Source organism: Ensifer sp. GW821-FHT05G01 (assembly GCF_059419585.1).
The window spans coordinates 179,553-200,095 of sequence record NZ_JBWKSC010000005.1 but is presented as its reverse complement, the minus strand read 5'-3'; the positions used below and the strand labels follow the sequence as shown (position 1 = coordinate 200,095).

Annotated in this window: 20 protein-coding genes and 1 riboswitch; of the genes, 7 read left to right on the top strand and 13 right to left on the bottom strand. The window is 62.5% G+C overall.

What is annotated here, in order from left to right:
- Positions 1-13: 13 nt before the first annotated feature.
- The 8 genes from AC07UR_RS14645 to AC07UR_RS14610 form a co-directional block, all read right to left on the bottom strand.
- Complete coding sequence (locus tag AC07UR_RS14645; protein ID WP_209790432.1) at positions 14-1,198, bottom strand: vWA domain-containing protein; 1,185 nt, start codon at positions 1,196-1,198, stop codon at positions 14-16.
- Between the two features lie 15 nt (positions 1,199-1,213).
- Complete coding sequence (gene metA / locus AC07UR_RS14640; protein WP_173418323.1) at positions 1,214-2,140, bottom strand: homoserine O-acetyltransferase MetA; 927 nt, start codon at positions 2,138-2,140, stop codon at positions 1,214-1,216.
- A 63-nt stretch (positions 2,141-2,203) separates the two neighbouring features.
- Positions 2,204-2,281: riboswitch (SAM riboswitch) on the bottom strand.
- Between the two features lie 229 nt (positions 2,282-2,510).
- The gene (locus AC07UR_RS14635; protein WP_209790433.1) at positions 2,511-2,960 is read right to left on the bottom strand and encodes an NUDIX hydrolase; all 450 of its coding nucleotides are present in this window, start codon (positions 2,958-2,960) and stop codon (positions 2,511-2,513) included.
- Entirely contained in the window at positions 2,957-3,796 is an 840-nt protein-coding gene (locus tag AC07UR_RS14630) for an AAA family ATPase (RefSeq protein WP_173418321.1), read from the bottom strand. The genes AC07UR_RS14635 and AC07UR_RS14630 overlap by 4 nt, the downstream gene beginning before the upstream one ends.
- A 122-nt stretch (positions 3,797-3,918) precedes the next feature.
- The gene (locus tag AC07UR_RS14625; RefSeq protein ID WP_173418320.1) at positions 3,919-4,299 is read right to left on the bottom strand and encodes a RidA family protein; all 381 of its coding nucleotides are present in this window, start codon (positions 4,297-4,299) and stop codon (positions 3,919-3,921) included.
- A 9-nt stretch (positions 4,300-4,308) separates the two neighbouring features.
- Complete coding sequence (gene leuD, locus AC07UR_RS14620; RefSeq protein ID WP_173418319.1) at positions 4,309-4,914, bottom strand: 3-isopropylmalate dehydratase small subunit; 606 nt, start codon at positions 4,912-4,914, stop codon at positions 4,309-4,311.
- Between the two features lie 231 nt (positions 4,915-5,145).
- Positions 5,146-5,577 carry a VOC family protein gene (locus tag AC07UR_RS14615; protein WP_173418318.1) on the bottom strand — a complete coding sequence of 144 codons (432 nt, stop codon included), beginning with the start codon at positions 5,575-5,577 and terminating at the stop codon, positions 5,146-5,148.
- 274 nt (positions 5,578-5,851) lie between these two features.
- Positions 5,852-6,097 carry a hypothetical protein gene (locus AC07UR_RS14610; RefSeq protein WP_173418317.1) on the bottom strand — a complete coding sequence of 82 codons (246 nt, stop codon included), beginning with the start codon at positions 6,095-6,097 and terminating at the stop codon, positions 5,852-5,854.
- A 110-nt stretch (positions 6,098-6,207) separates the two neighbouring features.
- On the opposite strand from AC07UR_RS14610, the gene AC07UR_RS14605 reads away from it, so the two are divergent.
- Both AC07UR_RS14605 and AC07UR_RS14600 read left to right on the top strand, forming a co-directional pair.
- The gene (locus tag AC07UR_RS14605) at positions 6,208-7,113 is read left to right on the top strand and encodes an HpcH/HpaI aldolase/citrate lyase family protein (RefSeq protein WP_209790434.1); all 906 of its coding nucleotides are present in this window, start codon (positions 6,208-6,210) and stop codon (positions 7,111-7,113) included.
- Positions 7,110-7,316, top strand: coding sequence for a DUF1737 domain-containing protein (locus AC07UR_RS14600; RefSeq protein ID WP_173418315.1), 207 nt, complete (start codon positions 7,110-7,112; stop codon positions 7,314-7,316). The genes AC07UR_RS14605 and AC07UR_RS14600 overlap by 4 nt, the downstream gene beginning before the upstream one ends.
- Before the next feature lie 216 nt (positions 7,317-7,532).
- Here the strand turns inward: AC07UR_RS14600 and AC07UR_RS14595 are convergent, their stop codons facing one another.
- Entirely contained in the window at positions 7,533-7,967 is a 435-nt protein-coding gene (locus AC07UR_RS14595; protein ID WP_173418314.1) for a metallopeptidase family protein, read from the bottom strand.
- Between the two features lie 170 nt (positions 7,968-8,137).
- Here AC07UR_RS14595 and AC07UR_RS14590 point away from each other — a divergent pair, with 170 nt between their 5' ends.
- From AC07UR_RS14590 to bfr, 5 genes are all read left to right on the top strand, one after another.
- Entirely contained in the window at positions 8,138-9,097 is a 960-nt protein-coding gene (locus AC07UR_RS14590) for an ImuA family protein (protein WP_234941844.1), read from the top strand.
- Positions 9,048-10,565, top strand: coding sequence for a Y-family DNA polymerase (locus tag AC07UR_RS14585; RefSeq protein WP_327795851.1), 1,518 nt, complete (start codon positions 9,048-9,050; stop codon positions 10,563-10,565). The genes AC07UR_RS14590 and AC07UR_RS14585 overlap by 50 nt, the downstream gene beginning before the upstream one ends.
- Complete coding sequence (locus AC07UR_RS14580; protein WP_209790436.1) at positions 10,562-13,918, top strand: error-prone DNA polymerase; 3,357 nt, start codon at positions 10,562-10,564, stop codon at positions 13,916-13,918. Before AC07UR_RS14585 ends, AC07UR_RS14580 begins: the two co-directional genes overlap by 4 nt.
- Before the next feature lie 399 nt (positions 13,919-14,317).
- A complete protein-coding gene (locus tag AC07UR_RS14575; protein WP_173420914.1) occupies positions 14,318-14,629 on the top strand; it encodes a (2Fe-2S)-binding protein in 312 nt (103 codons plus the stop codon).
- Positions 14,595-15,086 (top strand): bacterioferritin, encoded by a 492-nt coding sequence (gene bfr, locus AC07UR_RS14570; protein ID WP_494700060.1) that lies wholly within the window; start codon positions 14,595-14,597, stop codon positions 15,084-15,086. Before AC07UR_RS14575 ends, bfr begins: the two co-directional genes overlap by 35 nt.
- Positions 15,087-15,636: 550 nt before the next feature.
- Here the strand turns inward: bfr and AC07UR_RS14565 are convergent.
- From AC07UR_RS14565 to AC07UR_RS14550, 4 genes are all read right to left on the bottom strand, one after another.
- On the bottom strand, positions 15,637-16,164 hold the full coding sequence (locus AC07UR_RS14565; protein WP_173418310.1) for an RNA pyrophosphohydrolase: 528 nt from the start codon (positions 16,162-16,164) through the stop codon (positions 15,637-15,639).
- Between the two features lie 273 nt (positions 16,165-16,437).
- On the bottom strand, positions 16,438-17,655 hold the full coding sequence (locus AC07UR_RS14560) for a divergent polysaccharide deacetylase family protein (protein WP_209790437.1): 1,218 nt from the start codon (positions 17,653-17,655) through the stop codon (positions 16,438-16,440).
- A gap of 136 nt (positions 17,656-17,791) precedes the next feature.
- A complete protein-coding gene (locus tag AC07UR_RS14555) occupies positions 17,792-19,114 on the bottom strand; it encodes a S41 family peptidase (RefSeq protein ID WP_173418308.1) in 1,323 nt (440 codons plus the stop codon).
- Positions 19,104-20,522, bottom strand: a complete 1,419-nt coding sequence (locus AC07UR_RS14550; protein ID WP_234902834.1) for a murein hydrolase activator EnvC family protein — start codon at positions 20,520-20,522, stop codon at positions 19,104-19,106. Before AC07UR_RS14550 ends, AC07UR_RS14555 begins: the two co-directional genes overlap by 11 nt.
- Positions 20,523-20,543 lie beyond the last annotated feature (21 nt).

Here is a 20,543-nt window from a genome sequence, read left to right as displayed (position 1 = left end):
TTCTGCGGTAGATTCAGCGCGATAGTTGTTTCGTCGCGTCCTGCAGTCCGCTGAGCGTCAACGGAAACATGCGGCCCGCGAAGAGGCCTCTGATCATGGCGATCGACTGGGTATGGCCCCAGTGCATTTCGGGGACCGGATTGAGCCAGATGGAACGGGGAAAGTGGGCGGCGATGCGCGACAGCCAGAGCCCGCCGGCCTCGTCGTTCCAATGCTCGACCGAGCCCCCAGGGTGGCTGATCTCATAGGGGCTCATCGATGCGTCGCCGACGAAGATCGCACGGTAGTCGCCGCCATAGGTGCGCAGCAACTCCGTCGTGCGGGTGATGTCGGCCCGTCGGCGGCGATTGTCCTTCCACAGGCCTTCGTAGACGCAGTTGTGGAAGTAGAAGTGCTCCATATGGCGGAATTCGCCGCGTGCGGCGGAAAACAGCTCCTCGACGATGCGGATATGGTCGTCCATCGAGCCGCCGACGTCGAAGAACATCAGGAGCTTGACGGCGTTGCGCCGTTCCGGCCGCGTCACGACATCGAGATAGCCGTGTTCGGCGGTGGCGCGGATGGTGCCGGAAAGGTCGAGTTCGTCGGCCGCCCCCTGGCGCACCCAGCGCCTGAGCCGTTTGAGCGCCACCTTGATGTTGCGCGTGCCGAGCTCGACCGTGTCGTCGTAATCCCTGAACTCGCGCCGGTCCCAGACCTTGACGGCGCGGCGGTGGCGCGAGCCGTCCTGGCCGATCCGGACACCTTCGGGATTGTAGCCGTAGGCGCCGAACGGCGAGGTGCCGGCGGTGCCGATCCATTTGGAGCCGCCCTGGTGGCGCCCTTCCTGTTCGCTGAGCCGCTGGCGCAAGGTCTCCATCAGGGTCTCGAAACCGCCGAGGCTCTCGACCAGGCGCTTCTCTTCTTCCGTCAGATACTTCTCGGCCAGCTTGCGCAGCCAGTCCTCGGGGATGGCCGCCTGTTCGAATTCATCAGGGGGATTGATGGCCTCGAGGCCGGAAAAACAATGCCGAAAGACGCCGTCGAAGCGGTCGATATGGCGCTCGTCCTTCACCAGCGCCGTGCGCGCGAGAAAATAGAACGCCTCGATATCGAAGGTCGCGATGCCGGCCTCCATGCCCTCAATCAGGGACAGGAATTCCCGGAGTGTCACCGGGATCTTCGCAGCCTTCAATTCGAGGAAGAAGGGGATGAACATCGCAGCCTCTGATCCCTAGCTTTCGCCCCGGCCGATCAGGTCCATGTCGTAGGGCGTCGTCTGGTACATCTCGTTGATCCAGTTGCCGAAGAACAGATGCGCGTGGCTGCGCCAGCGGTTCTGCGGCGGCAGGGTCGGATCATTGTGCGGAAAGTAGTCGTGCGGCATCTTGATCGGCACGCCGGCGTCCACGTCCCGGAAATATTCGTCCGACAGCGAGGTGGAATCATACTCCACGTGGTTGAACATGTAGAGGCGCTTGCCCCTCTGCTCGTGCACGAGGCAGACGCCCATCTCCTTCGATTCCATCAGGATCTCAAGGTCGGCCACGCCATTGATGTCGGCGCGGCGCACTTCGGTCCAGCGCGACACCGGCACGGCGAAATCGTCGGAGAAGCCGTTGAGATAGACGGAGGAGGGCTGCAGGTTCTGGTGGCGGTAGACGCCGAAGGCCTTCTCCTTCAGCGGATATTTCGGCACGCCGTGGAAATGGTAGATCGCCGCCATCGCGCCCCAGCAGACATTCAGCGTCGAATGCACGTTGGTCGTCGTCCAGTCGAGGATACGCTTCAGCTCGTCCCAGTAGGTGACGTCCTCATAGTCCAGCGTTTCGACGGGCGCGCCGGTGATGATGAAGCCGTCGAACTTGCGGGCCTTCACCTCTTCCCAGGTCTCGTAGAAGGCGAGCAGGTGTTCTTCCGACGTGTTCTTTGCCCGGTGCGCGCCGATGCGGATCAGCGACAGCTCGACCTGCAGCGGCGAGGCGCCAATGAGGCGCGCCATCTGGATCTCGGTCTTGACCTTGTTGGGCATGAGGTTGAGAAGCCCGATCTGGAGCGGGCGGATATCCTGACGGATCGCCACGGTCTCGGTCATCACCCGCACACCCTCGGTCGCGAGGGTTTCGAAGGCGGGCAGCGTATCGGGTATCTTGATGGGCATGGGGCTTCCACTCGATCAATACAAAAAAACCGGCGGCGATTGATCGCGACCGGTCCTCGGAAAATCCACGTTTCCTCGGCCCTTTAGCGATTTGTTTAACGTGGCTGCAAGCCGGCCGGCCAAATCACCACGGATTATTTGATAGCGCGGCAAGGGCGCGGGGGTCAATGAAAAACGATTCGCGTGGGCCGGCCCCTCATCCCGCTGCCGCGACCTTCTCCCCGCAGGCGGGGAGAAGGACCAATGCCGCAAGCGCACGCCCCCTCGCTAGCCCACAGGAACCCACTGCCCACTGCCAGCCGAAATGCACTGGCGATCAAGTGGTCCGCGTCCCCTCTCCCCGCTTGCGGGGAGAGGGTTAGTCCTCGGGTTAAACCCGAGGAGAGGGGCAATCTCGCAGCAGGCCCAGACTATCCTCCATGCCATAGCCGAGACGGCGCAAGGCCTCGTCGACGCTGAGCCAGAAGAAGCGAAAGCGGATCGGCGGGCCGCCGCCGTCCGGCGTCATTTCGAAGTGCAGCCAGGTTTCCTTTTGTTCGCCGGAAAGCTGCGCATGGAAATAGTGCCGGCGGTGCCAGATCTGGCGGCCATCCTTGGTGAAGCGATAGTCTTGCGTTGCAAGCGGCAGCAGTGATGCCGGCGGCGCCAACCCTGTCTCCTCGACAAACTCTCGGACTGCCGCGACCTCAGGGCTTTCGCCGGGCTCCATCGTGCCGCCCGGGACCTGCAGGTCGATTTCAGGAAAGTCCGGCTCGTCGAAAACCAGCAGCTGCTCCCGCCAGGTGGCGTAGATCAGCACCTTGTGGGCGTCTGGCTTCATTGGTCGCGGCGCGCCATGAAGGCCAGGCGTTCGAAGAGATGGACGTCCTGCTCGTTCTTGAGCAGCGCGCCATGCAGCTTCGGCAGCATGGTTTTCGGATCGGCGCGCAGGTCGGCCGGGTCGATCTCGTCGGCAACGAGCAGGCGGATCCAGTCGAGCGCTTCGGAAGTCGAAGGCTTCTTCTTCAGTCCCGGCACCTGGCGGATGTCGTAGAAGGCGGCAAGGGCTGCCGAAAGCAGGGTTTTGCGAATGCCGGGATAGTGCACCTCGACGATGCGGGCGAGCGTGTCGGCGTCGGGAAAGCGGATATAGTGGAAGAAGCAGCGGCGCAGGAAAGCGTCCGGCAGCTCCTTCTCGTTGTTGGAGGTAATGATGACGATCGGCCGCTGGCGGGCCTGGATCATCTCGTTGGTCTCGTAGACGTGGAACTCCATGCGGTCGAGTTCCTGCAGCAGGTCGTTCGGAAACTCGATGTCGGCCTTGTCGATCTCGTCGATCAAAAGCACGACGCGTTTTCCGGCCTCGAATGCCTGCCAGAGCTTGCCCTTGCGAATGTAGTTCCTGACGTCGTTGACGCGCGCGTCGCCGAGCTGGCTGTCGCGCAGGCGCGAGACGGCGTCATATTCATAGAGCCCCTGCTGCGCCTTGGTCGTCGACTTGACGCTCCACTCGATGAGCTCGAGCTCGAGGGCTGCGGCGATCTGGCGGGCAAGCTCGGTCTTGCCGGTGCCGGGCTCGCCCTTGACGAGCAGCGGCCGTTCCAGCCGGATCGCGGCGTTGACCGCGATCATCAGGTCCTTGTCGGCGATATAGTCGGCGGTGCCTTCGAATTGCATGGGGCTTCTTCCGGTCATGGGGATGCGGGCGACGGCTCTGCGAAGAGCCCGTCGTCCTACCTCTGCAGTAGCGCATAAGCGGGGCGGCTGCCAATGCCGTGCCGGCGGCAGCCCGCCAGAGGTCAACCGCGGAAGGCGGTAACCTCGATCTCGATCAGCATTTCCGGTCGGATGAGATCGCAGACGATCATGGTGGCGGCTGGCCGGATGTCGCCGAACATCTCGCCGAAGATCGGAAACACCCGGTCGGCGAAGCTGGCATCGGTGACGTAGTAGTGGTTGCGCACGACATCTGCGAGCGAGAAGCCCGCTTCCTTCAGCGCGCCCTCGATCGTCTTCAGGCAATTGCGTGCCTGCTCTTCCACCGTTTCCGGCATGGTCATGGTGGCGTAGTCGTAGCCGGTGGTGCCGGAAACAAAGCACCAGTCACCCTTGGCGACGGCACGCGAATAGCCTGCCGTCTTCTCGAAGGGTGAACCGGAGGAGATGAGCTTGCGCGTCATCCCTTCAGCTCACGCCCAGGGGCGCGAGGCGGCAGTCGACTTTTCGAAGGTGTCGATGGCTGTTGCCTTCTCCAGCGTCAGGCCGATGTCGTCGAGGCCGTTCAGCAGGCAGTGGCGCTTGAAGGCATCGATCTCAAACTTGACTGTGCCGCCGTCCGGGCCGGTGATTTCCTGGGATTCCAGGTCGATCGACAGGATGGCGTTGGAGCCGCGCGAGGCGTCGTCCATCAGCTTGTCGAGGTTCTCCTGGCTGACGACGATCGGCAGGATGCCGTTCTTGAAACAGTTGTTGTAGAAGATGTCGGCAAACGAGGTCGAGATCACGCAGCGGATGCCGAAGTCGAGAAGCGCCCACGGCGCATGCTCGCGCGAGGAACCGCAGCCGAAGTTGTCGCCGGCGACCAGGATCTTGGCGTTCTGGTAAGCGGGCTTGTTGAGCACGAAATCCGGGTTGACCGAGCCGTCTTCGTTGTAGCGCGCTTCGGCGAAAAGTCCGGTGCCGAGGCCGGTGCGCTTGATCGTCTTCAGGTAATCCTTCGGAATGATCATATCCGTGTCGACGTTGACGACGGGGAGGGGAGCGGCGACGCCGGTGAGCTTGACGAACTTTTCCATAACTTCAGGCCTTCGATTTCAGCGAAATGTTGCGTAAGCGTTTAGATCAGTTTTGTGCCGAAATGAAGGAAAATCTATCCTGAAGGCAGCTGCCGGGCGGGTGAAATCACCTACCCGGCCGCGGTCATAGCGGTTGTTGTCTGCGTTGGAGCGCCCTGGCCGCTCGGCTTGGCGGACATCGGCCGGATTCTGGTGCCGGTTTCAACCTGCCTGAGCCTAGCCTGCCTTGGCTTAGCCTGCCTTCGTCGGTGCGTTCAGCGCCCAGAGCACGCCGAAGGGGTCGCGCAACTGCCCATAGCGATCGCCCCAGAACATCACCTCGATCGGCATCACCACTTCGGCGCCGGCGGCAACCGCCTTGCTCCACCACGCGTCGATGTCGTCGACCGGCAGCATCAGGCTGAAGGCCTGCGGCTTTTCCAGGGGATGGCCGTATTCCGGATAGGCGTCGCTCAACATCAGGGAACTGCCGTTGATGTGGAGATGGATGTGCATCGTCCGTCCCTGATCGTCGACCGGTTGCCGATAGGCTTCCTTGGCGCCGAAGGCGCGCTTGTAGAATTCCGCAGCCTTGGCGGCGCCTTCGACCTGCAGATAGGGTACCAGCCCGTTCAGGGCCTGCGGCAACTGGTTTGCGTCTGTTTTCTGCGTCGTGCTGTCCATGTCATGCTCCTATTGAGGAATGATAACCTGGCCATGGTCTTTGCTGGCCTGATCCAAGGACGAACGCAGAGGGGACTTGCCGACAGGGGTATCGCAAAAAAAAGTCGCACGGGGGTGAGCTGCCGCGCTGGACAACGCTTCGGCGCGTCGAGCAATCGCGAAGCGATTTTCCGTCAGGAATGTGCAGAAGCAACAAGTTGGAGCGCTTCCGTGCCTCGGCCTGAACCAAGCCGGAAACGCTCTTTGGGGGGCAGCGATTGGGGGACCGCGATCCCTAGAGATCGATGATGGTGCCGCGGCCGTCGTTCCAGATGCGCATTTCGCGCGGGGCGGGGCCGGAGGTCGGGCGTGCCGTTGCACGGGCTGCCTTGAAGTTCAGCCGGGCGGCAATGGCGCTGCCGATCGCGACAACGGCGGCGATGCCGGCGAGCGCGAGCGCAAGCGACGCGGTGAACACGAAGGCTGCCAGCGTGATGGTGATGGCTACAGCCGTAAAGAGAACAGAACGTATGCTTTGCATGATCGTCACCTTTCTGGTCCCGATGTGGGGGTTGCCGTCGCCGCTTGCAAGAGGGGTGCGGCCGTTCGCCTCGCCTTGCGGAAAAAATGAAAGGCGGGCACAACTGCCGCATGACAAAACCGATCGAACATCACCCCGTTCGCCTGCGCCGTTCGGTGCTCTGCGTGCCGGCAGACAATGTCCGCGCACTCGCCAAGGTTTCACAACTGGCCGCCGATGCCGCTATCTTCGACCTTGAAGATGCGGTGGCGCCCGAGCGCAAGGCCGAGGCGCGCGACGGGCTCGTCCGCCATCTCACCGAAAGCCGGCCGGACTGTGAGATCGTCATCCGCATCAATGCGCTGGGATCGGGCTTCGGCCAGCAGGATCTGGCGGCGGCTCTCCAGGCAAAGCCCGATGCGATCCTCTTGCCCAAGGTCGAAAGCCCTGCTGATATCCAGATCGCCGCCGACTGGCTAGCGGACAACGACGCGCCGGAGAGCTTGCGCCTCTGGGCGATGATCGAGACGCCGCGCGGCGTCGTCAATGCACCCGCGATCGCCGAGACCGGCCGCACCTTCGGCGGCAGGCTCGATTGTTTCGTCGTCGGCCTCAACGACCTGCGCAAGGAAACCGGGGTTCCCGATCGTCCCGGTCGGCCGTACCTGATCCCCTGGCTGATGCAGATCCTGCTTGCCGCCCGCGGCAGCGGCCTCGACGTCATCGATGCGGTGTTCAACGATTTCCGTGACACCGACGGTTTCGACGAGGAGTGCCGGCAGGGACGCGACATGGGCTATGACGGCAAGATGCTGATCCATCCGTTGCAGATCGGTCCGGCCAACGAGCGCTTCGGCGTCGAGCAGGCCGCCGTTGATGAGGCGCGTGCCATCATCGCCGTCTTTGCGCTGCCGGAGAACGCCGACAAGGGCGTCATCAGTCTTCATGGCCGGATGATCGAGCGGCTGCATCTCGACCAGGCCCTGAAGCTCGCCGCCAAGGCGGACACGATTGAAAAACGAAAGGCAAGATTTTGAAACTTTATCGCTTCCTCACCGGCCCCGACGATGCGTCCTTCTGCCATAAGGTGACGGCGGCGCTGAACCAGGGCTGGTCCCTGCACGGCTCGCCCACCTATGCTTTCAATGCGGATACGCAGCATATGCAATGCGGACAGGCCGTATTCAAGGAAGTCGAAGGCAAGGATTATAATCCCGACATCAAGTTGTCGGAGCAGTAAAGCGGGCCGTCAGGCACGTTTGGCCCTCACCCTAGCCCTCTCCTCGCCAAGCGGGAGAGGGGACGCGGGCGAAAGCTCCGTCGTCACTTGGTGTCGTCCCTCTGCGGAGAGGATTTCAGAGAAGCGAGCGGGTGCCGCAAGTTTCTTCTCCCCGCTGGCGGGGAGAAGGTGGCCGGCAGGCCGGATGAGGGGCAAGCTTGAAGGAAGGCGAGTTCGTTATCCGCCCACGTGCTCGACGCTCGCCTCGATCCGCTCCATGTCGTCGTCGGAAAGACCAAAATGGTGGCCGATCTCGTGGATCAGCACATGGGTGATGATGTCACCCAGCGTTTCCTCGTTTTCCGCCCAGTAATCGATGATCGGGCGGCGATAAAGGGTGATCCGGTTCGGAAACTCGCCCGTTTCCATGGTGAAACGTTCGGTGATGCCGCGCCCCTCGAACAGGCCGAGCAGGTCGAACGGCGTTTCCAGCGCCATGTCCTCGAAGACGTCGTCGCTGGGGAAATCGGCAACCTCGATGATGAGGTCGGTCGTCAGCTTGCGGAATTCCTGCGGCAGGTGGCCATAGGCTTCCACTGCAAGCTGTTCGAATGTCGTGAGCGTCGGTGCATGGCGTTCCCGCCAATCATCGGTCTGGTCAATGCGGGCCATAGGCACTCCTTGTTGTCCTCCATATAGCGATTTTGCCTTTGTTTTTCGAGTGTTGAATTCCGGATGCAAGGGTCAAGGAATAAATTCTTAAATTTGACTGTTGACTCCTCCTGGCAGCTCTGGAATCTATAAGAACATAACAGGAACATCTTATGTGGGAGTTGACCGTCATGGCCGAGAACGCCGTGCAGCGGGAGACCGTTCTTTCGCTTCGCGAAACCATAGCCCGGATCGAGAACCGCAGGCTTGCGGGGGTCGTGAAGACGGTCAAGGCGGCGGATCCAGCAGGCTTCCGGCGCAGGCAAGAGGGTAGCCAGTCCTCCGGCCGCAAGGTCCTGCCGCTCGGCACTCCCGAACTCGACGCTATCCTCGAGGGCGGGCTGCCGCTCGAAGGCATGACGGAAATCCGCAGCTCCGAGACGCGCGATGCCGGCGCTGCTGCCGGGTTTGCAACCGCGCTTGGTGCTCTCTGTCAGCAGGCGCGCCAGCAAAAGGGCGATGCGGCGGCACCGGTGCTGTGGATCAGCCAGTCGCTGGCCTCCACCGAGGCGGGCCTGCCCTATGGTCTTGGTCTCAAGGCTTATGGGCTCGACATTCGAAGCCTGATCCTCAGCCTGCCGCGCACGGTGAAGGACGCGCTCTGGATTGCCGAGACGGCGCTTTCCGTTTCGGCCTTCTGTGCCGTCATTCTGGAAATTCGCGGCAATCCGGCATCACTCGCCTTGAGTGAAAGCCGGCGCCTGCATGTTCGTGCCCGCGCCGGCCGTATTCCGCTTCTGCTTCTGCGCCAGTCCGGCCACGAGGAGGCGAGCAGCGCCTTCTTCCGGCTTCATATCGAACCGGCGCCCGCCCGCGAGCGCCCCCTCCCTGACGGCTCGATGCTTTGCGGCAGCATCGGCCATCCTGTCTTTCACGTCATTGCCGAAAAAAGCAGGTCTCCTGCTCCCGTCGGCCTCTTCCTGGAGTGGAACCCCCATGACCGCCGCTTTTACCCCGTCGAACCCCTACCAGCCGCTGCTGCGGCAGATCCAGAACCAGCGCATTCTGTCGCTCGACTTTCCGCATCTTCCAGCCGACCGGGTGGCGCGGAGCCGCTGGGGCACCTCCTGGCTTTCCCGCGGGCGTCCTGAGCATCCGCCCATCGTCTTTGCCGATAGGGTCAGGAATGCCATGCGCCTCGTGGCGCTCGATGGCCTTGCCGAAAAATCAGGGTTCCAGCTGGGCCAGGGCGTTGCCGAGGCGCGGGCCATGTGTCCCGAGGTCGATGTGCTGCCGTCCGACCGGGCGGCGGATCGCGCCCTTCTCGAGGGGCTTGCGGACTGGTGCAGCCGCTATACGCCGCTGGTGGCGCTCGACGGCGAAACCGCCCTTTATCTCGACATTACCGGCTGCGCCCATCTTCTCGGCGGAGAGAAATCGCTTCTCGACGATCTTCTGGCCCGGCTCTTTCATCTGGGCATCGAGGCCCGTGCGGCGATCTCGTCTTCAGCCGGGCTCTCCTGGGCCGTGGCGCGCTTCGGCGCGCAAAGCGTGATTGCTCCGGAGGAAGCCGCGCGCGTGCTTTCGCCGCTGCCGATGGCGGCCCTCAGGCTTCCGGCCGACATGATCGAAACGCTCGGACGGGTCGGGCTCAAGCAGGTCGGCGACATCATCGAGGCGCCGCGGGCGCCGCTTGCCCGCCGCTTCGGATCCATGCTGCTCCTGCGCCTCGATCAGGCCATGGGGCTGGAAGACGAGCCGCTTTCGCCGCGGCTTCCCGTTGCCAGCCTCTCGGCCGAGCGCCGGCTTTCGGAGCCGGTCCAGGGCGAGGACGATATTTTTGTTCTCACGCAGGAGCTGGCGGCAAGGCTGAAGCCGGAATTGGAAAAGCGTGGTGAAGGCGGGCGGCTGTTCGAGCTGCTGCTCTTTCGTGTCGACGGCCGGGTCTTTCGCATCGCTGCGGGAACGTCTTCGCCATTGATCGAACCGGGTCGCATCGCCGGCCTTTTCCGCGAGCGGCTGCAGGCGGTCCATGACGATCTCGATGCCGGTTTCGGCTTCGAGATCCTGCGGCTGTCGGTTCCCAGAAGCGAAAAATACGAGGTGATGCAGGAGGATTTTTCCGGCACGCCGGATCGAGAGCGGCCGCTTGCTGCCTTTGCCGACAGGGTCATGGCGCGGCTGGGCGCGGAAAGCCTGTTTCTACCCGTCCTGTCGGAAAGCCACGTGCCGGAGCGTGCCGCCGTCTTTCAGCCGCTTGCGGATGTGGGAATGCTGAAGACGGCAGAGGAAGCCGCCTGCTCTGTTCCTGTCGCGCTTCTGGCGGCCTCCGTTCGGCCGCAGCGGCTGTTTCAAAGTCCGGAACCGGTGGAAGCGGTGGCCGAGGTGCCGGAGGGGCCGCCGAGAAGCTTTCGCTGGCGGCGCAGCCTGCACCGCATCGCGCGCGCCGAAGGCCCGGAACGGATCGCGGCCGAATGGTGGGTCGATGGCGAAAAGGCGGCCGAGCGGGATTATTTCCGGGTGGAGGATGAGAGAGGCCGGCGCTTCTGGCTGTTTCGAGAAGGCCATTATGGCGGGCCGACGCAGCCGCGCTGGTTCATGCATGGGGTCTTCGCATGACGACGCCCTATTTCGAGATCGGCGCCTGGTCGAATTTCTCCTTTCTTGAAGGAGCGTCGCATCCGGGTGAAATGATCGTTGCCGCCAGCCGGCTTGGGATCTCAGGCCTCGGGATCGCCGATCGCAACACGGTGGCGGGCGTAGTGCGCGCCCATGCGCAGGCGAAGGTGGAGGGGTATTCCTTCCAGCCCGGCGCCCGGCTTTCTTTTGCCGAGGATATCCCGGATGTGCTCGCCTATCCGCGCAACCGCCGCGGCTGGGGCAATCTCTGCCGCATGCTGAGTGCCGGAAACCTCCGGTCGACAAAGGGCACCTGCACGCTTCATGAAGCTGATCTCGTCGAATGGGGCGAGGATCTCCTTCTTGCCGTCGTGCCCGATCCGGTGATCGGTGCGCCGGAGGCCAACAAGCTTTCGGCGTTCCTGAAGCGGCTGAAGCCGCAGTTCGCCGATCGGCTCTATCTGGCGCTGGTGCCACGCTATGATGGTTTCGACCAGCTGGTCTTTGCCGGGTTGGCCACCATCGCGCGCAATGCGGGCACGCGGCTGATTGCCACCAACAGCCCGCTGTTCCACGGGCCGGCACGCCGGCCGCTCGCCGATATCGTCACCGCCATTCGCGAGCATGTGACGGTGGCGCAGGCAGGGTTCCGGCTTCAGGCCAATGCCGAACGGCATCTGAAACCGTCGGGGGAAATGGCGCGCATCTTTCGCGACTACCCGGAAGCGATCGCCAATACCGGGCATTTTTTCCGCCGGTTGGATTTCACCTTGGCGCAACTCGAATATCAGTATCCCGACGAGAGCTTTGCCGGCGAAACGACGACTGAGACCCTCAGGCGACTGACGATGGAAGGCGCCCATCGACGCTATCCCCGCGGTATTCCCGAGAAGGTCTCGAACCAGATCGAATACGAGCTCGATCTGATCGCCAGCAAGCGCTACGAGCCCTATTTCCTGACCGTGCGCAACATCATGGAATATGCGCGAAGCGTCGACATTCTCTGCCAGGGGCGCGGGTCGGCGGCGAATTCCACCGTCTGCTATTGCCTTTCCATCACCGAAGTCGATCCGCTGTCGACGACCCTGCTCTTCGACCGCTTCCTGTCGACCGAACGTGACGAGCCGCCGGATATCGACGTCGATTTCGAGCACGAAAAGCGGGAAGAGGTCATCCAGCATATCTATCGGACTTACGGCAAGGAGCATGCGGGGCTGACGGCCGCCGTCATCAGCTACCGGGCGCGCTCAGCCGGGCGCGAAACGGCAAAGGCCTTCGGCTTTTCGGAGGACGTGCAGTCGGCGCTTGCCGGTTCGGTCTGGGGCTGGTCCGCCGCCGACCTGTCGGAGCGGGAGGCCAAGGCCGCCGGCCTCGACGTCAAGGATCCGACGACGGTGCGGGTGCTCGACTATGCCACCGAGCTGATGAGCTTCCCCCGCCATCTCTCCCAGCATGTTGGCGGCTTCGTCATCACCCGCGACCGGCTCGACGAAGTGGTGCCGATCATGAACACGGCGATGCCCGACCGCTACATGATCGAATGGGACAAGGACGATCTCGATACGCTGAAGATCCTGAAGATCGACGTTCTGGCGCTCGGCATGCTCACCTGCATCGCCCGGGCCTTCAAGCTTCTCGACCGGCATTACGGCGTGAAAACGGACCTGCATACGCTCTACAAGGATCATCAGAAGGCCGTCTACGACATGATCTGCCGGGCCGATACGATTGGCGTCTTCCAGATCGAGAGCCGGGCGCAGATGAGCATGCTGCCGCGGCTTCGGCCCCGCATCTTCTATGACCTCGTCATCGAGGTGGCGATCGTGCGGCCGGGACCGATCCAGGGCAACATGGTGCATCCCTATCTGAAGCGTCGGGAGCAGCGTGATCGCAACATCCCGATCGAGTATCCGAGCAAGGAACTGGAAGCGGTTCTGGAGCGGACCCTGGGCGTGCCCCTGTTCCAGGAGCAGGCGATGCAGATCGCCATCACGGCTGCAAAGTTCACGCCTGGACAGGCCGATCAGCTCAGGCGGGCGATGGCGACCTTCAAGCGGACCGGCACCATCCACACCTTCCAGCAAAGGATGGTCGAAGGCATGGTCGACAATGGCTATGACCGGGACTTCGCCGAACGTTGCTTCAAACAGATCGAGGGCTTTGGCGAATATGGCTTCCCGGAAAGCCATGCCGCATCCTTCGCGCTGCTTGTCTATGTCTCTTGCTGGTTGAAGACCTATTATCCCGATGTCTTCTGCGCGGCGCTTTTGAACTCGCAGCCAATGGGCTTTTACGCTCCCGCCCAATTGGTGCGGGACGCGCGCGAACATGGCGTGCGGGTGCTGCCGGTCGACATCAATCATTCGGATTGGGACGCGGACCTTGAGCAGGGCCTTTTCGACCACAAGGCAATCGAGCCGCGGCACCGAGAAATGGCGAATGTGATCCTGACGAAAAAGGCCATCCGCCTCGGGTTCAATCAGGTCAAGGGGCTTCGGGAGAAGGAGATCGTCGACAAGCTCGTCGCCCATCGCGGTGCCGGCTATATCTCGGTTCGCGATCTCTGGCTGCGTTCGGGACTGCCGCGCTCCGTGCTGGAAAAGCTTGCCGATGCGGATGCTTTCCGCTCGATCGGGCTCGACCGCCGCAACGCGCTTTGGGCGGTCAAGGCGCTGGACGAGAAAAGTGCTGCCGAGCGGCTGCCGCTGTTCGAGCAGGCGACACAGGACGAGTTCCAGCTGGAGCCGGCGGTGTCGCTGCCGGTGATGCTGGAGGGCGAGCAGGTCATTAACGACTACCGCTATCTCTCCTTCTCGCTGAAGGCGCATCCCGTTTCCTTCCTGCGGACGGAGCTTGCGGCGCAGGGACTGGTCGAAAGCCGCGCTCTTGCCACGGCACCCGTCGGCCGAAGAGTGACGGTTGCCGGGCTGGTGCTCGTTCGCCAGCGTCCGGGCTCGGCCAAGGGTGTCATCTTCATGACGATCGAGGACGAGACCGGCGTTGCCAACGCCATCGTCTGGCCGAAGGTCTTCGATCAGTATCGGCCGGTGATCATGGGTGCGCGTCTCGTCAAGATCCGTGGCCGGCTTCAGCGCGAAAGCGAGGTCATCCATGTGGTGGCGGAATATATCGAAGACATGACCCCGATGCTCGGACTGTTGCGCAAGGAAGCGCGGCACTTCGGGTCCAACGACCGTGCCGACGAGGTGCTGCGGCCAACGGCCGACGCAAGGGAGAAAAAGGTGCTGAAGGACCTGCGCCTGGCGGCCGCCCGCCGTGCCGCCGGTGCCGATCAGCAGGCCGTTGCGACCGAGGTTGCCGACGTCATGCCGAAGGGGCGTAATTTCCACTGAAACAGGGGCATGGGTTCGGTTCGAGCCATGCTGCTCGCAACCGGCAGCGGCTCTTGCGCGAGACTGCGCGCAGGACAAAGGGAGTGGTAGTCCAGGGTATGACAGCTGTGTTCAAGACGCATTTTCAGCGCTCAACCCAGCTGGCGATCGTCAGGTCGAAAACATCACCTAAAGGCTGCGTGAAAATGTCGCAGCCTCCCGACAGAGTCGCATAGAAATCCACAGCCGGAGGAGTCGATGCGATAGAGCTAATATTCTGAAAATACGATGTTTTTTGTCATGTTTAGATTCGTTCTAATCGGCGTACAACTTCCACTCGCGGAGTTTTTTGTTGACAATAAATATCCTCTTTTGCTTTATGAGCGAATTCAGGACGTTGCGTATCACAGGCAAGACGACATGCTGGTTTGCAGCTGCAATTTCATCACGGAAAAAGACATCGAGGATACGATCGTAGCCCTCCTCGATGAGGACTGTTGGCAGCTGATCGTGCCGGCGAAGGTCTATCACGCGATGGAGAAACGCGGTCGCTGCTGCGGTTGCTTCCCCAACGTCGTCGACATCATCATTCGTACCACCGAGCAATATCACGGCCGTCGCGACTCGACGGATGTCGAGATATTTGATTTCATGGCCCGCCTCAAACAATTCCATGAGGATAACCGGAGGGCGGATCTTGAAAGGCGACAAAAAGGTCATCGAGCAGCTTAACGAAGCGCTCTATCTCGAACTCGGTGCCGTCAACCAGTACTGGCTGCATTTCCGCCTTCTCGAAGATTGGGGCTACACGCTCCTTGCCAAGAAGGAGCGTGCCGAGTCGATCGAAGAAATGCACCACGCCGACAAGCTCGTGGCGCGCATCATCTTCCTCGAAGGCCATCCGAACCTGCAGACGGTCGGTGCGCTGCGCATTGGCCAGAACGTCAAGGAAGTGCTGACGGCGGATCTCGCCGGTGAATACGATGCCCGCAAGGCGTACAAGAAATCCCGCGACATCTGTCACGAGGCCGGAGACTACGTCTCCATGAAGCTGTTCGAAGAGTTGCTGGCGGATGAGGAAGGTCACATCGATTTCCTCGAAACCCAGCTCGAACTGCTCGAGAAGATCGGCGAAGAGAAGTACGGCCAGCTCAATGCCGCACCGGCCAACGAAGCCGAAGTCGACTGAGCACCGCGCACCCTTCAAGCAAAAGGCCGCCGATCACTCCGGCGGCCTTTTCTTTTTAGGCTCAGGCGAGGGAGATCTTTGATGCGCCCGCCGCCGGTGGTGTTCAAGGGATGGATGTGCAGGCTGCTGGTTGCCGCGGAAGTGGCGCATCCCGATAAACCTGATCGGAGCTTGCGAGACCTCTGATCGGGTGTATCCATGGCCCCACCTTCAAATGGTACGGTGGCCCTGCGCACAACCGGTCCGGCTCGAACAACCCCGGCGCCCGTGCCAACCTCTGCGCTGCCAATGACGTCTTGCGCCATCTGCGGCTTTTCTTTCCGGTAACGACAAAGCCGCAACAGGGGGCAAGCGGTTCTGGGGGATTGCAGAGGTCACAAGGTGGCAGGACGTCGTCTCTTCCAGTGGTTCGTCCGCAGGCGACCGGCGGCGGCAATCCTCGGCTGATGGAAAGATATCGCTCCTCGCCGGCAGACGGTCCGACGCAAGAGGTCACCGGCGCAGGTTGGTATCACCTCGCGCCGGTCAGCGCCCGGTCAACAAGGCGGAGTTACGGCGCCAGGTGGGCGAAGGCGGCGACGACCTCCTCGTAGACCTTGCGCTTGAACGCAACGATCATCTCGGGCAGGTCGCGCATCGGCTTCCAGTCCCAGGCGTCGAATTCCGGCTCGTGGCCGCCGGGCGGCGGGTTGATGGCGATCTCATCTTCGTCGCCTTCGAAGCGGAAGGCATACCAGCGCTGCGTCTGGCCACGAAACTTGCCCTTGAGGCCGATACCGATCAGGTGCGAGGGCAGATCATAGTTGATCCAGCCCGGGGCTTCGGCAAGCAGCGAGACCGTGCGCATGCCGGTTTCTTCGTAGAGCTCGCGATAGGCGGCCTTCAGCGGATCCTCGCCCTTGTCGATGCCGCCCTGCGGCATCTGCCATTGTTGCGGCGAGCCGTCATATTCGGAATTGCCGACGGCAATCCGGTGGCCGGCCCACACGAGGCCGGCGCGGTTCAGCACCATGACGCCGACACAGGGGCGATAGGGCAGGTCTTCCGGCCTGAGGGGCTTGTCGTTGTGTTTGCTCATCCGCTGTCCTCTCCTCGCTCAAAGCCAACGCACCGCTTGATCGCAATGGCGCTGTCCTCGAAATGTTCGAACCGTTTCGATGTCTCATCGCACCCCGGTTCCGGGTCTGCAACGGTTTCCTGCTTTTCGCCACTGAAGCCGGCCACGAGACGAGGTGAAGACGCTCTACGGCGCCCGACCGACGTTCTCCTGCGTTGTCCGATCCGGGAAACAGGACATCCATCGCTCGGTTTCATCAGCCGGCATGGTTGCCGCGTGAGCGCGGTGCGTCGCCTATCTCTGCTGCGGATCCTTCACCAACGCCGAGACGCCGACGATTTCGATGCCGCGTCCCTGTGCTTCGCCCGCCCATTGCGCGATCGCAGCGACGCTTTCGTCGAAGGCCGAGGCAACGCCGATAGCCGTGCCATTGCGCCGCGCGATGCGTTCCAGTTCATCAAGCTTCTTCAGGATGGCATTGCGGCTGAGCTCGCTGTCGACTGTGATGTCGGCAAAGCCGTGCGGAACATCGAAGGCGTCGGCGAGCTTGCCGGACAGCGATTGGGCCGATGTCCCGTCGTCGAGGAAAAGCACGCCGCGCTTGCCGAGGTCGCGCATCACCGGCTCCAGCGCATCGGCATCGGAGAGAAAGCGTCCGCCGAGATAGTTCATGATGCCGGTATAGTTGGTGATCTGCGCCATGTTCTTGTGCAAGGCGGCCAGGTTCTTCGGCGCGCTGAGCGAGAGCCGCAGCGCGTTCGGCCCCGGGTCGTTGTCGGGGTAGTCGAACGGCTCCATCGGGATCTGCAGCAGGACCTCGTGACCGCTGCGCCTCGCCTCCTGCATCCAGCGTTGCAGGCTGTTGCCGGCGGCGGCAAAGGCGAGTGTCACGTCCGGTGGCAGGTCGCGGATGGCCTTCTGCGTGCCGGTCTGGCTGAGCCCAAGGCCGCCGACCACAAGGGCGATGCGGGTGCCGCGCGCGCCCGACCAGGGGCGGGCATATTGGTCCATCGGCCGAAGTCCGTCGGCGCCGGTGATCGGCAGGCGGCCCTCGGCACTGTCTTCCAGCAGGTCGTCATTCGGAAGGGCAGCCATGCGCGGGTCCTGGCCGCGGATCGGCCCGACATTGATCAGCGCAGGTCCGCTGCCGTCACGCTGGCGCGGCGTGAACTTGGTGACGGTGGTGCCGTCGTTCGTCAGGGTTTCCTCGACATGGGCGCCGGAAAAGGCGGTGCCCGGCTTTAGCGTGCCACCACTGGTGTTTGATGCTTGCCCGCTTGTTGGATTGGGTGCTTTGCCTGTTGTTTGTGCCGTTTCCGGCGCAGCCTCGCCTTGCGTTGAGGCTTGCCTGCGCAATCCGTCGGGAGAGATGGCGTTCCAGGCGGAAAGGCCGGTTACGCAAACAGCGATGATGCCGACAACGGAATAGCTGAGAAGGCGACGACGGTCGCGTTTTGTCGCGGGCTTTCCCCGGCGGTTCTGGCCAAGGGGGGCATTGAGATCTGTTCCCAAACGGAGCCTCGGTCGACCTGAAGGAGAGTTGCCGGGTGAGGATGCGCCGTCTTTGGAGAATCAGCGGTTTCCGGCAGCACCTGCTGCCCACATAGTATAAAGGCGCCGGGTTGACCAGCCCGGCGCCTTCAATGGCTTACTTCTTGAGTTCTGCCTGCTCAGGGCTTGCGGGGAAGGCCGGATCGGACTTCTTGCCGCGCAACAGGTCAAGCGCGTAGTTGAGCTGCAGGTCGTCCTTGGTCTCCGGCGGCACATAGGCGACAGAGCCGGACCCTTCGTCGGTTTCGCTCTGACCCTGGATATGGCCACGCAGATCGGATTCGCCCTGGGCTTCGACCTTGCCGAGCAGTTCCGGCGGCAGCGGCTGTTCGACCTTGATGTCGGGCGTGATGCCCGTACCCTGGATCGATTTGCCCGACGGCGTGTAGTAGAGCGCCGTCGTCAGGCGCAGAGCGCCTGCTTCACCAAGCGGAATGATCGTCTGTACCGAGCCCTTGCCGAACGAACGCGTGCCGAGAACGGTCGCGCGCTTCAGATCCTGCAAGGCGCCCGCAACGATTTCCGATGCGGAAGCCGAACCGCCGTTGACGAGAACGACCACCGGCTTGCCGTCGGTCAGATCGCCAGGCGTGGCGTTGAAGCGGCGGGTCTCATCCGGATTGCGGCCACGGGTCGAAACGACCTCGCCACGCTCCAGGAAGGCATCCGAAACGTTGATCGCCTGATCGAGCAGGCCGCCCGGGTTGAGGCGCAGGTCGAGGACATAGCCCTTGAGCTTGTCGGCCGGCACTTCGGACTTGATCTTCTCGATGCCCTTCTTCAGGTCGTCGTAGGTCTTCTCGGTGAACGAGATCACGCGGAGATAGCCGACGTCGCCTTCGGTGCGGAACTTGACGGCGCGAACAGCGATCACGTCACGCACGATCGACAGTTCGATCGGCTTGTCGGCGCCCTTGCGCAGGATCGTCAACTTGATCGGGGTGCCGACGGCGCCACGCATCTTTTCGACCGCATCCTCGAGCTTCAGGCCACGAACGTCCTGGCCATCGATCTTGGAAATGAAGTCGCCGGCGAGAACACCGGCGCGGGCGGCCGGCGTGTCGTCGATCGGGCTCGTCACCTTGACGAGGTCGTCTTCCATCGTCACTTCGATGCCGAGACCGCCGAATTCGCCACGGGTCTGGGTGCGCATGTCCTCGGCGTCTGTCGAGTTCATGTAGCTCGAATGCGGATCAAGCGACGAGAGCATGCCGTTGATGGCGTTCTCGATGAGCTTGTCATCCTGCGGAGGGGTGACGTATTGTGCGCGTACGCGCTCGAACACGTCGCCAAAAATCGCCAGCTCGCGATAGGTCGAGGTATTGGCCGCAACGGCTGGAACGACAGCCGAGTAAACGACGCCCATAGCGGTTGCACCCATCAGCGCCCCGACCAGAACAAGTGAAGCCCTACGTATCATTTCGCGCCTTTCCAACCTCAGCTGCGGTCCACCACGGTCGGGAATCAACCGGTTTTCCGTCTTTTCGGAATTCAATGTAAAGCGTCGGCCGGTCCGTTTCCAGCGCCAAGGCCGCAGCACTTGCGACTCTTTTTGCACCCATCGTCGCAAGCGGTTCTCCCGCCACGACAAATTGCCCGGTCTGCACGCTCACTGTCTCCATCCCCGACAGCACCACATGGTAACCGTCGCCCGGATTGAGAATGATCATCTGCCCATAGCTGCGGAAATTGCCTGCATAGACGATCCAGCCATCTGACGGCGCAGTCACCAGCGCGCCGGGGTTGGTTTCCAACATGATCCCTTGCAGGGAGTGCCCTGTACCATCGGCATCACCGAACTTTCGCAAAAGCGATCCCGCGGCCGGATAGGCAAGCTTATTCCTCAGCTCCGAGAAGACGTATGCTGGCGCAATGCGGTTTTTGTCGGGCACGGCGCTTCGCGCCAGCTCGCGCGCCGCTTCGCGCTCGGCCTCGCTCATGCGCAGGCGCTCTTCCTCCTGGGCGCGGGCAGCGGCCGCCGCATCGCGCACCGAGGCGATTTCGTTTTCGAGCGAACCGATGAGCCCTTCAAGATTGGTCGCCTGGGAGGCGAGCTCCTGGGCTTTCCGCTGCTCGGCGGCAAGTTCGGTCGCACTCTTCTGGCGCAGCTTTTCTTTTTCCGTGACGAGCATCGACATGCGACGCTCCTCCTCGACATTGGCCGTCATCGCTGCCGTCAGCTCTTCACGCTGCTTGCCGATGCCGGCGCGGATCTCGGCAAGCGCCTTCAGGTCGGCGACAAGGTTATCCGTTTCCTCGCGAATGCCGGGCACGACGGCGCCGAGCAGAATGGCGCTGCGAACGGAGCCGAGCGCGTCCTCGGGTGTCACCAGGATCGCCGGCGGCGGGTTGCGGCCCATGCGCTGCAGGGCTGCGAGCACTTCAGCCAGAACACCGCGCCGGGCGCGCAACGAGCGACGCACAGTGTCTTCCTTGGTGCGTAGGTCACTCAGCTTCTTTTCGCCGTCGACGATCTGCTGTTCCAGATCCTGCCGTTTCTTGGCGGAATCGACGATGGCGCTGCGCAGCGCCTCATTGCTCTTGTCGATCTCGGCAATGGTTGTCGCCAGCTCGTCGGCACGCTCCTGAGACAGCGTGATCGTTTTCGACAGTGCATCGAGTTCGCTGCGGGTGCTGTCGCGACGAAGAGTGAGGTTTGCTGCCGGATCAGGTGGCCCCTGCTGCTGATCCACGCCAGAGGTGCCAGGCGTCGCCGGGGCATCCTGAGCGAAAGCGGGAAGTGCGACAGCAAGCCCAAGCGCCAGCAGCGCCGCAGCGCGGGCGGGCCGCCGTGCATCGCCACCGATTTTTTCGAAAGCGCTCATCATGCTTCGGCGCGTCATTCGTCC

Bases quoted from the DNA above. Each gene is read 5' to 3' on its own strand.
- AC07UR_RS14630 (WP_173418321.1), bottom strand. From the start codon at position 3,796: ATGCAATTCGAAGGCACCGCCGACTATATCGCCGACAAGGACCTGATG.
- AC07UR_RS14610 (WP_173418317.1), bottom strand. From the start codon at position 6,097: ATGCAAAGCATACGTTCTGTTCTCTTTACGGCTGTAGCCATCACCATC.
- leuD (WP_173418319.1), bottom strand. From the start codon at position 4,914: ATGGAAAAGTTCGTCAAGCTCACCGGCGTCGCCGCTCCCCTCCCCGTC.
- metA (WP_173418323.1), bottom strand. From the start codon at position 2,140: ATGCCCATCAAGATACCCGATACGCTGCCCGCCTTCGAAACCCTCGCG.
- AC07UR_RS14635 (WP_209790433.1), bottom strand. From the start codon at position 2,960: ATGAAGCCAGACGCCCACAAGGTGCTGATCTACGCCACCTGGCGGGAG.
- AC07UR_RS14555 (WP_173418308.1), bottom strand. From the start codon at position 19,114: ATGATACGTAGGGCTTCACTTGTTCTGGTCGGGGCGCTGATGGGTGCA.
- AC07UR_RS14575 (WP_173420914.1), top strand. From the start codon at position 14,318: ATGCTGGTTTGCAGCTGCAATTTCATCACGGAAAAAGACATCGAGGAT.
- AC07UR_RS14615 (WP_173418318.1), bottom strand. From the start codon at position 5,577: ATGGACAGCACGACGCAGAAAACAGACGCAAACCAGTTGCCGCAGGCC.
- AC07UR_RS14595 (WP_173418314.1), bottom strand. From the start codon at position 7,967: ATGGCCCGCATTGACCAGACCGATGATTGGCGGGAACGCCATGCACCG.
- AC07UR_RS14565 (WP_173418310.1), bottom strand. From the start codon at position 16,164: ATGAGCAAACACAACGACAAGCCCCTCAGGCCGGAAGACCTGCCCTAT.
- AC07UR_RS14645 (WP_209790432.1), bottom strand. From the start codon at position 1,198: ATGTTCATCCCCTTCTTCCTCGAATTGAAGGCTGCGAAGATCCCGGTG.
- AC07UR_RS14580 (WP_209790436.1), top strand. From the start codon at position 10,562: ATGACGACGCCCTATTTCGAGATCGGCGCCTGGTCGAATTTCTCCTTT.
- AC07UR_RS14590 (WP_234941844.1), top strand. From the start codon at position 8,138: ATGGCCGAGAACGCCGTGCAGCGGGAGACCGTTCTTTCGCTTCGCGAA.
- AC07UR_RS14550 (WP_234902834.1), bottom strand. From the start codon at position 20,522: ATGATGAGCGCTTTCGAAAAAATCGGTGGCGATGCACGGCGGCCCGCC.
- AC07UR_RS14605 (WP_209790434.1), top strand. From the start codon at position 6,208: ATGACAAAACCGATCGAACATCACCCCGTTCGCCTGCGCCGTTCGGTG.
- AC07UR_RS14625 (WP_173418320.1), bottom strand. From the start codon at position 4,299: ATGACGCGCAAGCTCATCTCCTCCGGTTCACCCTTCGAGAAGACGGCA.